Origin of the sequence: Streptomyces glaucus (assembly GCF_039533365.1) — a bacterium.
GTDB lineage: Bacteria > Actinomycetota > Actinomycetes > Streptomycetales > Streptomycetaceae > Streptomyces > Streptomyces glaucus.
In genome coordinates this window covers 39,289-52,488 of the sequence record NZ_BAAATK010000047.1, presented here as the reverse complement: position 1 = coordinate 52,488, position 13,200 = coordinate 39,289, and the positions used below count along the sequence as shown (strand labels likewise).

12 protein-coding genes are annotated in these 13,200 nt (G+C 73.6%); 5 read left to right on the top strand and 7 right to left on the bottom strand.

Annotation, left to right across the window (positions count from 1 at the left end):
* From ABD363_RS26660 to ABD363_RS26630, 7 genes are all read right to left on the bottom strand, one after another.
* The coding region (locus ABD363_RS26660; RefSeq protein WP_344607962.1) for a TerD family protein at positions 1 to 572 on the bottom strand (572 nt) is incomplete at its 3' end.
* A gap of 232 nt (positions 573 to 804) precedes the next feature.
* The gene (locus ABD363_RS26655) at positions 805 to 1,800 is read right to left on the bottom strand and encodes a zinc-dependent alcohol dehydrogenase family protein (RefSeq protein ID WP_344607959.1); all 996 of its coding nucleotides are present in this window, start codon (positions 1,798 to 1,800) and stop codon (positions 805 to 807) included.
* Entirely contained in the window at positions 1,797 to 2,642 is an 846-nt protein-coding gene (locus tag ABD363_RS26650) for a carbohydrate ABC transporter permease (protein ID WP_344607957.1), read from the bottom strand. Before ABD363_RS26650 ends, ABD363_RS26655 begins: the two co-directional genes overlap by 4 nt.
* Positions 2,639 to 3,580: a carbohydrate ABC transporter permease gene (locus ABD363_RS26645; protein ID WP_344607955.1), complete on the bottom strand. Its 942-nt coding sequence runs from the start codon at positions 3,578 to 3,580 to the stop codon at positions 2,639 to 2,641. The genes ABD363_RS26650 and ABD363_RS26645 overlap by 4 nt, the downstream gene beginning before the upstream one ends.
* A complete protein-coding gene (locus ABD363_RS26640) occupies positions 3,577 to 4,950 on the bottom strand; it encodes an ABC transporter substrate-binding protein (RefSeq protein WP_344607953.1) in 1,374 nt (457 codons plus the stop codon). Before ABD363_RS26640 ends, ABD363_RS26645 begins: the two co-directional genes overlap by 4 nt.
* Positions 4,951 to 5,107: 157 nt before the next feature.
* Complete coding sequence (locus ABD363_RS26635; RefSeq protein ID WP_344607951.1) at positions 5,108 to 5,878, bottom strand: DeoR/GlpR family DNA-binding transcription regulator; 771 nt, start codon at positions 5,876 to 5,878, stop codon at positions 5,108 to 5,110.
* Between the two features lie 274 nt (positions 5,879 to 6,152).
* Complete coding sequence (locus tag ABD363_RS26630) at positions 6,153 to 6,962, bottom strand: NAD-dependent epimerase/dehydratase family protein (protein WP_344607949.1); 810 nt, start codon at positions 6,960 to 6,962, stop codon at positions 6,153 to 6,155.
* A gap of 222 nt (positions 6,963 to 7,184) precedes the next feature.
* On the opposite strand from ABD363_RS26630, the gene ABD363_RS26625 reads away from it, so the two are divergent.
* From ABD363_RS26625 to araD, 5 genes are all read left to right on the top strand, one after another.
* A complete protein-coding gene (locus ABD363_RS26625) occupies positions 7,185 to 8,126 on the top strand; it encodes a 5-dehydro-4-deoxyglucarate dehydratase (protein WP_344607947.1) in 942 nt (313 codons plus the stop codon).
* The gene (locus ABD363_RS26620; RefSeq protein WP_344607945.1) at positions 8,123 to 9,286 is read left to right on the top strand and encodes a hypothetical protein; all 1,164 of its coding nucleotides are present in this window, start codon (positions 8,123 to 8,125) and stop codon (positions 9,284 to 9,286) included. The genes ABD363_RS26625 and ABD363_RS26620 overlap by 4 nt, the downstream gene beginning before the upstream one ends.
* A gap of 572 nt (positions 9,287 to 9,858) precedes the next feature.
* Entirely contained in the window at positions 9,859 to 10,527 is a 669-nt protein-coding gene (locus ABD363_RS26615; RefSeq protein ID WP_344607943.1) for a GntR family transcriptional regulator, read from the top strand.
* Positions 10,524 to 11,432 (top strand): dihydrodipicolinate synthase family protein, encoded by a 909-nt coding sequence (locus ABD363_RS26610; RefSeq protein WP_344607941.1) that lies wholly within the window; start codon positions 10,524 to 10,526, stop codon positions 11,430 to 11,432. The genes ABD363_RS26615 and ABD363_RS26610 overlap by 4 nt, the downstream gene beginning before the upstream one ends.
* The gene (gene araD, locus ABD363_RS26605; RefSeq protein ID WP_344607939.1) at positions 11,429 to 13,171 is read left to right on the top strand and encodes an L-arabinonate dehydratase; all 1,743 of its coding nucleotides are present in this window, start codon (positions 11,429 to 11,431) and stop codon (positions 13,169 to 13,171) included. Before ABD363_RS26610 ends, araD begins: the two co-directional genes overlap by 4 nt.
* The last annotated feature ends 29 nt before the right edge of the window (positions 13,172 to 13,200 follow it).

Sequence of the window (13,200 nt, the reverse complement as noted above, 5' to 3'; positions counted from 1 at the left end):
GCCCCGGCCGGCGGCGCGGCGGCCGGCTGGGGCGCGGCGGCCGGCTGGGGCGCGGCGGCCGGCTGGGGCGCGGCGGCCGGCTCCTCGACCGTGACGCCGAAGTCGGTGGCGATGCCGGCGAGGCCGTCGGCGTACCCCTGGCCGACCGCGCGGGCCTTCCACTGGCCGCCCCGCAGGTAGATCTCCACGACCACCAGGGCCGTCTCGCTGCCGAGCCGCGGGGGCGTGAAGGTGGCCAGCACCGAGCCGTCGTCCGCGTTCCGGATCGTGGCCGTCGGTTCGATGCCCTGGAAGGTCTGGCCCGGGGCGTCGGGACTGGCGGTGACGACGATCTTCTCGATGCCCGGGGGGACGGCCGCGGTGTCCACGGTGATCGCGTCGGGGGCGGCGCCGCCGCCGGGGCGGTAGGTCACACCCGGGCCGGCGGGCTGGTTGTAGAAGATGAAGTCGTCGTCGGAGCGCACCTTGCCGTCGGCGGTGAGCAGCAGGCCCGATACGTCGAGCCGCACCGGAGCGGCGACGTCCACCGTCACGCGCGCGGCGGAGAGAGGGATGTTCGAGCCGGGGGTCATAGCTGTCATGACCGGTGAACGAGCGGGGCTGTTTTACCGTTCCCTTACCAGGTGTCCGACCGGCTCGGCGCCCGGCCGGCTCGGCGCCGGGCGAGCGGGCGGACGCGGGCGGTGCGCGCGGTGGTGCTCGCGCGCTCCTGGCGGTGGGACCGCGGGGCGGTGCCGCCGGGCGGGGGCGGAGGCGGGCCGGGAGCGTACGGCCCGTCCCGCCCCCGCCCGGCGGCGGAGGCGGTCAGCCCCGCGGGACCACCACGATCTTGCGGCCCACGCCCGCCGCGAACTGGTCCAGCGCCTCGGGGTAGCGGTCCAGCGGGATGCGGTCGCTGATGAAGACCTCCGGGTCCAGCACCCCGTTCGCGAACAGCTCGGCGGCGCGCTCGAAACTGTGCAGCACGGCCATCGAACCCGTGATGGTGATCTCCTGGTTGTAGATCCGGTACGGGTCGATCGTCACCCGCGTCGCGTAGTCGGCGACCCCGAACTGCAGGAACGTGCCCGCCTTGGCCACCCGGTCCAGGCCGTCCTGGATCGCCGCCGCGTTGCCCGTCGCGTCGACGACGACGTCCCAGCCCTGCGGCCGGTCCAGTTCGTCGGCGCTGGTGGCGCCGGCCGACACCCCGAGCCGCCGGGCCGTCTCCAGCCGCGCCGGGTTCACGTCGACCACGTCCACGCTCGCCGCGCCCGTCCGCTTGGCCAGCTCCAGCATCATCAGGCCCATCGTGCCCGAGCCGTAGATCAGGACGTGCGCCCCGAGCCGGGAGGACAGGATGTCGTACCCCCGCACCGCGCACGACAGGGGCTCCACCAGCGCCGCGTCCTCGGTGCGGACGTGCTCGGGCAGCTTCACGCAGTTCGCCACCGGCGCCACCGCGTACCGGGCCGCGCCGCCCGCCGTCGTCACCCCGATCGCCGCCCAGCGCTCGCACAGGTTGTTGTGGCCGGTGCGGCAGTAGCGGCACTCGTGGCAGTACAGGGACGGGTCCACCGCCACCCGGTCGCCGACCGCGAGTTCGGTGACCTGGCTGCCGGTCCCGACCACCTCGCCCGCGAACTCGTGGCCCGGCACGATCGGCAGCTTCGGCGCGAACTCCCCCTGCAGGATGTGCAGGTCCGTACCGCACAGCCCGCAGGCCGCGACCTCGACGACGACGTCCCGCGGCCCGGGCGTCGGGTCCGGGACCTCGGTGACGACGGCCCGGCCCACGGACTCGATGACGGCGGCCTTCATTTCACGGCTCCCAACGACAGGCCCTGGACCAGTTTGTCCTGGGCGGCGAACCCCGCGGCGAGCACCGGCAGGGAGATGACGAGCGACGCGGCGCACACCTTCGCCAGGAACAGGCCCTGGCTGGTGATGAAGCCGGTCAGGAACACGGGGGCGGTCTCGGCGACCACGCCGGTCAGCACCCGTGCGAAGAGCAGTTCGTTCCAGCTGAAGATGAAGCAGATCAGCGCCGTCGCGGCGATGCCGGGCAGGGCGATCGGGGCGACCACCCGGGCCAGGACCGTCGGCAGGCGCGCGCCGTCCACCCGGGCCGCCTCGATCACCGCCACCGGCACCTCGGCGAGGAACGACTGCATCATCCACACCGCGATCGGCAGGTTCATGGAGGTGTACAGCACGACCAGCAGCCAGATGTTGTCCAGCAGACCGGCGTTCTTGGCGAACAGGTAGATCGGCAGCAGGCCGGCGACGGCCGGCAGCATCTTCGTCGACAGGAAGAAGAACAGGACGTCCGTCCACTTCCGCACCGGGCGGATCGACAGCGCGTACGCCGCGGGCAGCGCGAGGAGCAGGACGAGCAGCGTCGACGCCACCGACGCCACCGCCGAGTTGACCAGCGCCGGCCAGGGGCTCGCGCCGCCGTCGGCGCCGAAGAACTCGCGGTAGCCGTCCAGGGTCAGCGCGGCGGTGAAGGACGGCGGGTTGGTGGCGGCGTCCTCCTCCGAGTGGAAGGAGGTCAGCGCCATCCACGCGACGGGCAGGAAGAAGACGACGCCGGCCAGCCAGGCCACCAGCCCCAGCCCGGCACCCTTGCGGCGGGCGCGCCGTACGGCGATGGTGCTCATGCGCGGGAGACCTCCTCGCGGAACAGGGACGACACCACGCGCAGCGCGAAGGTGGCGATGACGATCGAGCCGATGACCACCAGGACGCCCGCGGCCGAGGCGAGGCCGTTCTCGTGGGCCTGGTAGAAGGTCTGGTACACGGTGTAGGGGAGGTTGGCGGTGCCCAGGCCGCCGGACGTGATCGTGAAGACCGCGTCGAAGTTCTGGACGATGTAGATCGAGCCCAGCAGGGCGCCGAGTTCGAGGTAGCGGCGCAGGTGCGGCAGCGTCAGATGGCGGAAGATCTGCCAGTCGCTCGCCCCGTCGACCCGGGCGGCCTCGATCTGCTGCTGGTCCCGGCTCTGCAGCCCGGCCAGCAGGATCAGCATCATGAACGGCGTCCACTGCCACACCAGCGCGGCCTCGACGGCGAGCAGCGGGGTGCTGGAGACCCAGTCGGGCTGCGGGCCGCCGACGTAGTGCAGCAGGCCGTTGAGCAGGCCGTACTCGGGGTTGTACAGGACGTGCTTCCACAGCAGCGCCGCCGCCACGGGGACGACGAGGAACGGGGCGATCAGCAGCGTGCGGACGACGCCCCGGCCGCGGAACCTGCGGTCCAGGAGCAGGGCGAGGAGCAGGCCGAGCACCAGGCTGGCCAGGACCACCGCCGCGGTCAGCAGCACGGTCGTCCCCACCGAGTGGCGCAGGTCCGGATCGGTCAGCACCTGGCGGTAGTTGTCGAGGCCGGCGAAGCGCCGGGCCTCGGGGTAGAGGGCGTTCCAGTCGAAGAAGGAGATCACCAGCGTGGCCACGAACGGCAGCTGGGTGACGACGATCATGAAGATCAGGGCGGGGAGCAGCGGGGCCCGGGTGGCCCAGGCGCGCAGCCGGGCGGAGGGCCGGTGTCCCACGGCGCGGATCTCGGGTGCGGCCACGGGGGCCGTGGTCGTGGCGGTCATCGTCCCTCGTACTCCTCGGAGATCTTCTCGGCGAGCTGCTGGGACTTCCTCAGGGCCGACTCGACGGACTGGCGTCCGGCGATGGCCGCGCTGATCTCCCGGGAGACCTTGGTGCCGAGGTCGGTGAACTCGGGGATGCCGACGAACTGGATGCCGGGCGCGGGCCGCGGCTGCACCCCCGGGTCGTTCGGGCGGGCGTCCTCGATGGCCCGTTTCGTCATCTCCTGGAAGGCGGCGGCCTCCGCGCGGTAGGCGGGGTTCGCGTACGTCGAGGCGCGCTTGCCGGCCGGGACGTCGGACCAGCCGATCCGGTCGCCGACGAGCTGCTCGTACTCCTTGCCGGACGCCCAGGAGACGAACTTCCACGCCTTGTCCGCGTTGCGGGACGCCTTCTGGATGCCCCAGGCCCAGGTGTAGAGCCAGCCGGAGGACTCGGTCCTCTCCACGGGGGCGGGGGCGTAGCCGATCTTCCCCTTGACGGGGGAGCCGGCCGACTCCAGGGAGCCGGCGGCGGAGGTGGCGTCGTACCACATGGCGACCTTGCCCTGGGTCATGTTGTTCAGGCACTCGGCGAAACCGGACTGGGCCGCTCCCGACTCGCCGTGCTCCCGGACCAGGTCGACGTAGAACTTCGTCGCCTTCTCGAACTCCGGGGAGTCCAGCCGCGCCTTCCAGTCCTGGTCGAACCAGGTGCCGCCGAAGGTGTTCACCACCGTCGTCAGCGGCGCCATCACCTCGCCCCAGCCGGGCAGCCCGCGCAGGCAGATGCCCTTCATGCCGGGCTCGGCGCCGTCGGCCTTCGCGGCGAGGTCGGCCACCTGCCGCCAGGTGGGGCGCGCGGGCATGGTGAGCCCCTTCTGCGCGAACACGTCCTTGCGGTACATCAGGAAGGACGACTCGCCGTAGAAGGGCTGGCCGTAGAGCCTGCCGTCGTCGCCGGTGAGCGACTGGCGCATCGGCTTCAGCACGTCCTGCTCGTCGTACGCCGGGTCCCGCGCGACGTAGGAGTCCATCTCGTGCAGCCAGCCGTTGCGGGCGTAGATCGGTATCTCGTAGTTGGACAGGGTGGCGACGTCGTACTGGCCGGCCTGGTTGGCGAAGTCCTGGCTGATCTTGTCGCGGACGTCGTTCTCGGGCAGGACCGTGAAGTTGACCTGGATGCCGGTCTCTTCGGTGAAGTGGGCGGCGGTGAGCTTCTGCAGCGTCACCATCTGGGGGTTGTTGACCATCAGGACGTTGATGGCGTCGCCGCCCGATCCGGCCCCGCCCGCCCCGACCCAGCAGCCGGAGAGCAGCGGGGCGAGCAGCGTCCCTGCGGCGGCCATGGCGAGCGTGGCTCGCGCTGGCCGCCGTCGGCTCTGGGTTCGCATGGATCGCTCCTGGACGTAGGGAGAACTGGATGTATGGGGTGATAAGGGGCGCCGCGGGGCGTGCGGTGCCCCGGGGAGGACGTGCGGGGGGTTTCGGGTGCCGCGCCCGGAAGGCAGGGGGCGGGCGCGGGGGGGCGCCCGGCGGCGCGCCGGGCGGTCAGACCCGGATGACCTGGGGCCCCAGCAGGGAGTAGCGGTGGGCCTCGGACGCCGGGAGCAGGGTGCTGGTGACGATCGCCTCCAGGGCGCCGACCTCGGCGAACCGGCAGAAGCTGACCGCCCCGAACTTGGTGTGCACGCCCGCGAACACCGTGCGGCGCGCGGCCCGGATCGCCTGGGCCTTGACCTCGCCGACCGCCGGGTCGGGGGTGGTCAGGCCGTGTTCGCGGGAGACGCCGTTGGCGCCGATGTAGGCCAGGTCGAGGACGAAGCCGGCCAGCATCCGCGTCGTCCAGTGGTCGACGGTGGCGAGGGTGCCGGCGCGGACCCGGCCGCCGAGCAGCAGCACGGTGGCGTGTTCCGCCCCGGCCAGGGTGCCCGCGACCGGCAGGGACGCGGTGACCACGGTCAGCGGCCGGTCCCGGGGCAGCGCCTCGGCGATGAGCTGCGGGGTGAAGCCCTCGTCGACGAAGACCGTCTCGGCGTCCCCGAGCAGTTCGGCCGCGGCGGCGGCGATCCGGCGCTTCTCGGGGACGTGGCTGGTGGCGCGGAAGGCGAGCGTCGTCTCGAACCCGGCGCTCTCCACGGGATAGGCCCCGCCGTGGGTGCGGCGGACCAGGCCGTGGTCCTCCAGGGCGCGCAGATCCCGCCGGACGGTCTCCTTGGCCACGCCCAGCCGGGCGGCGAGCGCGGTGACGTCGACCGAGCCGGTGGCGCGCGCCACCCGCACGATCTCCCGCTGGCGCTCTTCCGCCGTTCTCGTGCCCATGGCCTCCACCTGCCTCGTCGCCGGCCTGCCCGTTCGGGCCCGGTGGGGCCCTCGGGGGAAGTTCTACAGCGGGGAGGCGGCGCTGACCAGGTCTGTTGCGGGTTCGATGATGCCCGTTTGTGCCCGTTCGGCGCGGCGTGCGCCCGGCGCGTACCTGCGTCGCCGCCGACCGGGACGTGGGACCGGGCAGCGGCGGTGCCCGAATGCGGCGGGGGGGGGGGCCGGGCCCCCCCCCCCCGCCGCGGGGGTCGGTTTTCCGCCGTGCGGACCGGCGTCAGTACGGCCAGATCGGCGGGTCGGTGACGAAGTGGCCGCCGATGCGGGCGTGCGCCTCGTTCTCCGGGTCCAGCTCGCCCTGTTCGGCGATGAGCTTCTCGGCGTACGGCTCGGAGTCGTCCTGCGGTTCGTAACCGAGCGCCCGCGCGGTGGACAGGTCCCACCACAGCCGGGTGTTGGCGGAGGAGCCGTAGACGACGGTGTGCCCGACGTTCTCGGCGGTCAGCGCGGCGTGGAAGAGGCGGGCGCCGTCGGCGGGGCTCATCCACACCGAGAGCATGCGCACGCTGGTCGGCTCGGGGAAGCAGGAGCCGATGCGCACCGAGACGGTCTCCAGGCCGTGCTTGTCCCAGTAGAGCTGGGCGAGGTCCTCGCCGAAGGACTTGGACAGGCCGTAGAAGGTGTCCGGGCGGCGCGGGGTGTCGATCGGGACGAGGGGGTCGTCGCCCCGGGGGCGCGGGGTGTAGCCGACGGCGTGGTTGGAGGAGGCGAAGACGATGCGCTTGACCCCTTCCTCGCGGGCGGCCTCGTAGACGTGGTAGGTGCCCTCGATGTTCGATTTGAGGATCTTCTCGAAGGGGGCTTCCAGGGAGATGCCCGCGAGGTGGATGATCGCGTCGACGCCGCGCACGGCCTCGCGGACGGCCTCCCGGTCGGCGAGGTCGGCGGTGATCGCGTCCGGCTCGCCCTCGACCGGGCGCAGGTCCAGCAGGCGCAGCCGGTAGCCGTACGCGGGCAGCAGGTCCCGCATCAGGGTGCCGAGGCCGCCGGCGGCGCCGGTGAGCAGGACGGTGCGGGGAGCGGGCATCCTCGGGTCTCCTCGAATTCAGCAGCCGTACATATGTGCGTACGACATTCACATGCGTGGACACGCTAAGGAGCGAGGGCGTCGCCCGTCAAGGGTCCGCCGGGCGGGGAATCCGCAAGTACGTCGCGGGTGGGTGCGCTTGACCGCCCTCCGGGGGGCCCTCTAGCGTGACACCGTTCAGAAATGTAGACAATGATCATACATGTAGAAATGGGAGAGCCCGTGACGACAGCCCCTCTCGCCGCTCGACTCACCGTCCCCAGCGGGCCGCTGTTCTTCCCCGTCACGGCGTACGGTCCCGACGGCGCGCTCGACCTCGACACCTACCGCACCCATGTGCGCCGCGGGGTCGAGGCGGGAGCCGCCGCGGTCTTCGCGTGCTGCGGCACCGGGGAGTTCCACGCGCTGACCCCCGAGGAGTTCGAGCGGTGCGTCCGGGCGGCCGTGGAGGCCGCCGAGGGCCGGGTGCCGGTGGTCGCGGGCGCCGGGTACGGGACCGCGCTCGCGGTGCGCTACGCGCGGCTCGCCGAGGCGGCCGGCGCGGACGGGCTGCTCGCCCTGCCGCCCTACCTCGTGCTCGCCGGGCAGGAGGGGCTGCTGCGGCACTACCGGGAGGTGGCCGCCGCGACCTCGCTGCCGGTGATCGTCTACCAGCGCGACAACGCCGTGTTCACCCCCCGGACCGTCGTCGGCCTGGCCCGCACGGACGGGATCATCGGGCTCAAGGACGGACTGGGCGACCTGGACCTCATGCAGCGCGTCGTGAGCGCCGTGCGCACCGAGGCCCCGGGCGACTTCCTGTACTTCAACGGGCTGCCGACCGCCGAGCAGACCCAGCTCGCCTACCGCGGCATCGGCATCACGCTCTACTCCTCCGCCGTCTTCTGCTTCGCCCCCGACCTCGCCCTGGCCTTCCACCGCGCCCTGCACACCGGCGACGAGGCCACCGCGCACCGCCTGCTGGACGGCTTCTACCGGCCCTTCGCCGAACTGCGCGCCCAGGGCCGCGGATACGCCGTCGCCCTGGTCAAGGCCGGGGTCCGGCTGCGCGGGCTCGACGTGGGGGAGGTGCGGCCGCCGCTGCACGAACCGACCGGGGATCATGTCGAGCAGCTCGCCCGGCTGATCGAACGCGGTGACGCGCTGCTCGAGGAGGACATGTGAAGGCGTCGGCATTCGTCTACCCCTGGGACGTCAACGGGGACCCGCGGGCCGCGGAGTTCATCGCGGGAACCGGTGTGCGGCAGGTGACCCTCGCCGCCGCCTACCACTCCACCCGCGCCCTCACCCCGCGCCACCCGCGCCACCGCGTGGTCACCGCCGAGCACGCCGCCGTGCTCTACCCGCCGGACGGCCGCTGGGAGGGCCGGGAGCTGCGCCCGTACCGGGCGGGCGACTGGGCGCCCGGCGACGCCTACGGCGAGGCCGCCGCCGCGCTCGCGGACGCGGGCCTGGAGGTGCACACCTGGGTGGTGCTCGCGCACAACTCCCGGCTGGGCGCCGAACACCCCGAGACCTCGGTCGTCAACGCCTACGGGGACCGCTACCCGTGGGCGCCGTGCATCGCCCGGCCCGCCACCCGCGCGTACCTCACCGACCTGGCCGCCGAGGCCGCGGTGCGGCCCGGGGCGCGCGGCACGGAACTGGAGTCCCTCGGCTGGTACGGGCTCGCCCACCTGCACGCCCACGACAAGACCGGCGGGGTCGGCCTCGGGGACGCCGGCCAGTACCTGATGTCGCTGTGCTTCTGCCCGGACTGCCGGGCGGGCTACGGCGCCAAGGGCCTGGACGCCGACGAACTGGCGGACGCGGTACGGACCGCGCTGGAGCCGGTGTGGCGGGGGGCGCCCTCGGACGGGGGCTGGGCGGGCGTGGCGAAGCTGCTCGGCGAGACGACGGCGGACGCCACCCGCGCGTGGCGGGACGAAACCGCCCGCACGCTCCAGGAGGCGGCGGTCGCGGCGGTCCGCGCCGCCGCGCCGGACGGCTTCCAGGTGCTGCTGCACGCCGACCCGGTGTCGTACCACTGCGGCGCCAACGCCGGCGTCGACCCCGCGCACATCCTGTCCGTGGCGGACGGGGTGGTGGTGCCCTGCACGGGCGGCCCCGGCCTGCTCGCCCCGTTCGCGGAGCAGGGCCGCGCGGGCGCCGTCCTCGCCGCCAACCTCACCGTCGTCTCCGGCATGGGCGGCAGCCCCGGCACGCTCGCGGCCGACGCCGCGGCCGCCCGGGACCTCGGCGCCACCGAACTGCGGCTGTACCACGCCGGACTGGCCTCGGACGCCGACCTGGCGGCGGTGCGCTCGGCGCTCGCGGGGCTCTGACCCGCCGCGGGGCCCGCGCCGGGGCGGCGGCGTCCGCGGCCCCCGGCGCCCCGTCCCGCCCGGCACTCCCCCCGGTCCGGGCGGCGGCTCCCGGCGGCGTGACCCGGGCCGGACGCGCTCGGCGCGGACCGGGGGCCGGCCGGGGGCCGTACCGGTGCGCCCGGCCCGGGTCCCGGCGCCGGGCGGGGCGCCGGACACACCCCGCTCCGGCCTGTTTCGCGCGTTCCGGGCCGAGTGCCGGTCCCGGTCTGCTCGCGGGGGATTCGTCCCGCCGCCCGGCGCCCTCTCCCGGCCCGGGCGGCGGCTCCCGGCGGCCGTGATCCGCTCGGCGCGCCGCCCGCGGGCCGCGGACCCCGCGTACGGCGCGTCCGGGCGTCCGGCCTGCGCTTTCCCCCACGGTCCCGGTCCTCGGGCCCGTTTCCGCCGGCCCGGCCCGGCCCCCCTCGCCCTCTCGGCAACCTCAACTTCCTCTGTCAGAAGCATTGACGAAACACAGGGGCGCTCCTACCTTCAACGCGTCGTACTTCGTACGTCATATATGAGACGCGATACGCGAGATCCGAGAGGCGCGCATGACCTCTGTGCCCACGCCGATCCCCTCCCGCACGCAGTTCGTGCTGGAGGAGATCAAACGCCGCATCCTCACCGGGCAGTTGACGCCGGGCCAGGCTCTGGTCGAGACCGAGCTCGCCGCGCAGTTCGGAGTCTCCAAGACCCCGGTGCGCGAGGCGCTCAAGACGCTGGCCGGCACCGGACTGGTCATGATGAGCCAGTACAAGGGCGTCACGGTGCGCATGGTGGACGCGGACATGGCGCGCGAGGTCTACGACGTGCGGCTGCTGCTGGAGCCCGAGGCGCTCAGGCGCGCCGTGCGCCGCGGGGCCTCCCTGGAGGCCGCCCGGGACGCGCTGACCCGCGCCGACCAGGCCGCCGACACCGCCGAACGGTCCCTGGCCAACCGCGAGTTCCACCGCGCCCTGTACCTGCCGTGCGGCAACCCGCTGCTCGGCCGGATGCTCGACCAGGTCCGCGACCAGGCGGCCCTCGTCTCCGCGGTCGCCTGGGCCGCCGAACCCTCCTGGGAGCGGGAGGCCAGCGAGCACCGGGAGATCCTGCGGCTGGCCCTCGCCGGGGACGCGGACGGCGCGGCCGGCGCCCTCCACGCGCACATCGCGTCGTTCGTCGAGCGGGCCTTCCCGGAAGCGGAGACCGAGGCCCAGGGAGAGGACGGTCAGGCATGACAACGACGTTCGAGACCCAGCGGGCGGCCCTGGCCGACGTGGTGGCGATCCCGGTGACCCCGTTCGCCGAGGACGGCTCCGTCGACCGGGACACCTACCGGGCCCTGCTGCGCCGGCTGCTCGACGGCGGCATCACCACCCTCACCCCCAACGGCAACACCGGCGAGTTCTACGCCCTCACCCCCGAGGAGCGCCGCCTGGTCACCGAACTGACGATCGACGAGGCGGGCGACCGGGCCGCCGTCCTGGTCGGCGTGGGACACGACGTGCCCACCGCCGTCGCCTCCGCCCGGCACGCCCGTGAGCTCGGCGCGCAGATGGTGATGGTGCACCAGCCCGTCCACCCGTACGTCTCCCCGGCCGGCTGGGTCGACTACCACCGCGCCGTCGCCGAGGCGGTGCCCGAGCTGGGAGTCGTCCCGTACATCCGCAACGACCGGCTCACCGGCGCCCTCCTGGCCGAACTGGCCGACGCCTGCCCCAACGTCATCGGCGTGAAGTACGCCGTGCCGGACGCCGCCAGGTTCGCCGCCTTCGCCCGCGACGCCGGGCTGGACCGCTTCGTGTGGGTGGCCGGGCTCGCCGAGCCGTACGCCCCCTCCTACTTCTCCGCGGGCGCCACCGGCTTCACCTCGGGACTGGTGAACGTCGCCCCGGCCGTCTCGCGGAACATGATCGAGGCGCTGCGGTCGGGCGACTACCCGGCCGCCATGAAGGTCTGGGAGCAGATCCGCCGCTTCGAGGAGCTGCGCGCCGCCGACGGCTCCGCCAACAACGTCACCGTCGTCAAGGAGGCCCTGGCCTCGCTCGGGCTGTGCCGCCGCGAGGTCCGCCCGCCGAGCAAGCCGCTGCCCGAGCCCGAGCGCGCCGAGGTCGCCGCCATCGCCGCCGGATGGTCCATATGAACACGCCGAGGAAGAACCCCGAGGAACTGCGCAGCCACCAGTGGTACGGCAGCGGCGTCTCGTCGGGCCTGCGCTCCTTCAGCCACCGCGCCCGCACCCGCCAGCTCGGCTACCTGCCCGAGGAGCACCTCGGCAAGCCCGTCATCGCGATCCTCAACACCTGGTCCGACATCAACCCCTGCCACGTCCACCTGCGCGACCGCGCGCAGGCCGTCAAGCGCGGGGTGTGGCAGGCGGGCGGCTTCCCGCTGGAGTTCCCGGTCTCCACCCTCAGCGAGACCTTCCAGAAGCCGACCCCGATGCTCTACCGCAACCTGCTCGCGATGGAGACCGAGGAGCTGCTGCGGTCCTACCCCGTCGACGGGGCCGTGCTGATGGGCGGCTGCGACAAGTCCACCCCGGCCCTGCTGATGGGCGCCGCCTCCGCCGACCTGCCGGCCGTGTTCGTGCCCGCCGGGCCCATGCTGCCGGGCCACTGGCGCAACGAGGTCCTCGGCTCCGGCACCGACATGTGGAAGTACTGGGACGACCACCGGGCCGGCCTGATCGGCGACTGCGAGATGCAGGAGCTGGAGAGCGGCCTGGCCCGCTCGCCCGGGCACTGCATGACGATGGGCACGGCCTCCACGCTCACCGCCGCCGCCGAGGCGCTCGGCGTCACGGTCCCCGGCGCCTCCAGCATCCCGGCCGTGGACTCGGGGCACGACCGGATGGCCGCGAAGGCCGGCATGATCGCCGTCGAGCTGGTGCACAAGGACCGCCGGCTCTCCCGGCTCCTCACCCGGGAGGCGTTCGAGGACGCGGTCACCACCGTGCTCGGCCTCGGCGGCTCCACCAACGCCGTGATCCACCTGATCGCCATGGCGGGCCGCGCGGGCGTGAAGCTCACGCTCGACGACTTCGACCGGATCGCCCGCACGGTCCCGGTGCTGGCCAACGTGCGGCCGGGCGGGCGGACGTACCTGATGGAGGACTTCCACTTCGCGGGCGGCCTGCCCGGGTTCCTCTCCCGGATCCCGGACCTGCTGCACCTGGAGCGGCCCACCGTCGCCCACGACACCCTGCGCGAGCAGATCGCCGGCGCCCAGGTGTACGACGACGACGTGATCCGGCCCCGGGACAACCCGGTCGCGAGCGAGGGCGGGGTCGCCGTGCTGCGCGGCAACCTCTGCCCGGACGGCGCCGTCATCAAGCACATCGCCGCCGAGCCGCACCTGCTCAAGCACACCGGCCCCGCGGTCGTCTTCGACGACTACAGGACGATGCAGCGGACCATCAACGACCCGTCGCTGGGCATCACCGCCGACAGCGTGCTGGTGCTGCGCAACGCCGGGCCCAAGGGCGGACCGGGCATGCCCGAGTACGGGATGCTGCCCATCCCCGACCACCTGCTCAAGCAGGGCGTGCGGGACATGGTGCGGATCTCCGACGCCCGGATGAGCGGCACCAGCTACGGCGCGTGCGTGCTGCACGTGGCCCCCGAGTCGTACGTCGGCGGACCGCTCGCCCTGGTCCGCACCGGCGACAGCATCACCCTCGACGTCGAGGCCCGCACCCTCCGGCTCAACGTGGACGACGAGGAGCTGCGGCGGCGCAGGGCCGAGTGGACGCCGCCGCCCGTCCGGTACGAGCGGGGCTACGGCGCGCTCTACAACGACCAGATCACCCAGGCCGACACCGGCTGCGACTTCGAGTTCCTGGCCCGGCCGGGCGCGGTGCAGGACCCGTACGCGGGCTGATCTCCCGCACCGCACCCGGATGCACGCCG

Coding starts and splice junctions, on each gene's coding strand:
- ABD363_RS26650 (WP_344607957.1), bottom strand. CDS start 2,642: ATGAGCACCATCGCCGTACGGCGCGCCCGCCGCAAGGGTGCCGGGCTG.
- ABD363_RS26610 (WP_344607941.1), top strand. CDS start 10,524: ATGACAACGACGTTCGAGACCCAGCGGGCGGCCCTGGCCGACGTGGTG.
- ABD363_RS26630 (WP_344607949.1), bottom strand. CDS start 6,962: ATGCCCGCTCCCCGCACCGTCCTGCTCACCGGCGCCGCCGGCGGCCTC.
- ABD363_RS26640 (WP_344607953.1), bottom strand. CDS start 4,950: ATGCGAACCCAGAGCCGACGGCGGCCAGCGCGAGCCACGCTCGCCATG.
- ABD363_RS26615 (WP_344607943.1), top strand. CDS start 9,859: ATGACCTCTGTGCCCACGCCGATCCCCTCCCGCACGCAGTTCGTGCTG.
- araD (WP_344607939.1), top strand. CDS start 11,429: ATGAACACGCCGAGGAAGAACCCCGAGGAACTGCGCAGCCACCAGTGG.
- ABD363_RS26645 (WP_344607955.1), bottom strand. CDS start 3,580: ATGACCGCCACGACCACGGCCCCCGTGGCCGCACCCGAGATCCGCGCC.
- ABD363_RS26635 (WP_344607951.1), bottom strand. CDS start 5,878: ATGGGCACGAGAACGGCGGAAGAGCGCCAGCGGGAGATCGTGCGGGTG.
- ABD363_RS26655 (WP_344607959.1), bottom strand. CDS start 1,800: ATGAAGGCCGCCGTCATCGAGTCCGTGGGCCGGGCCGTCGTCACCGAG.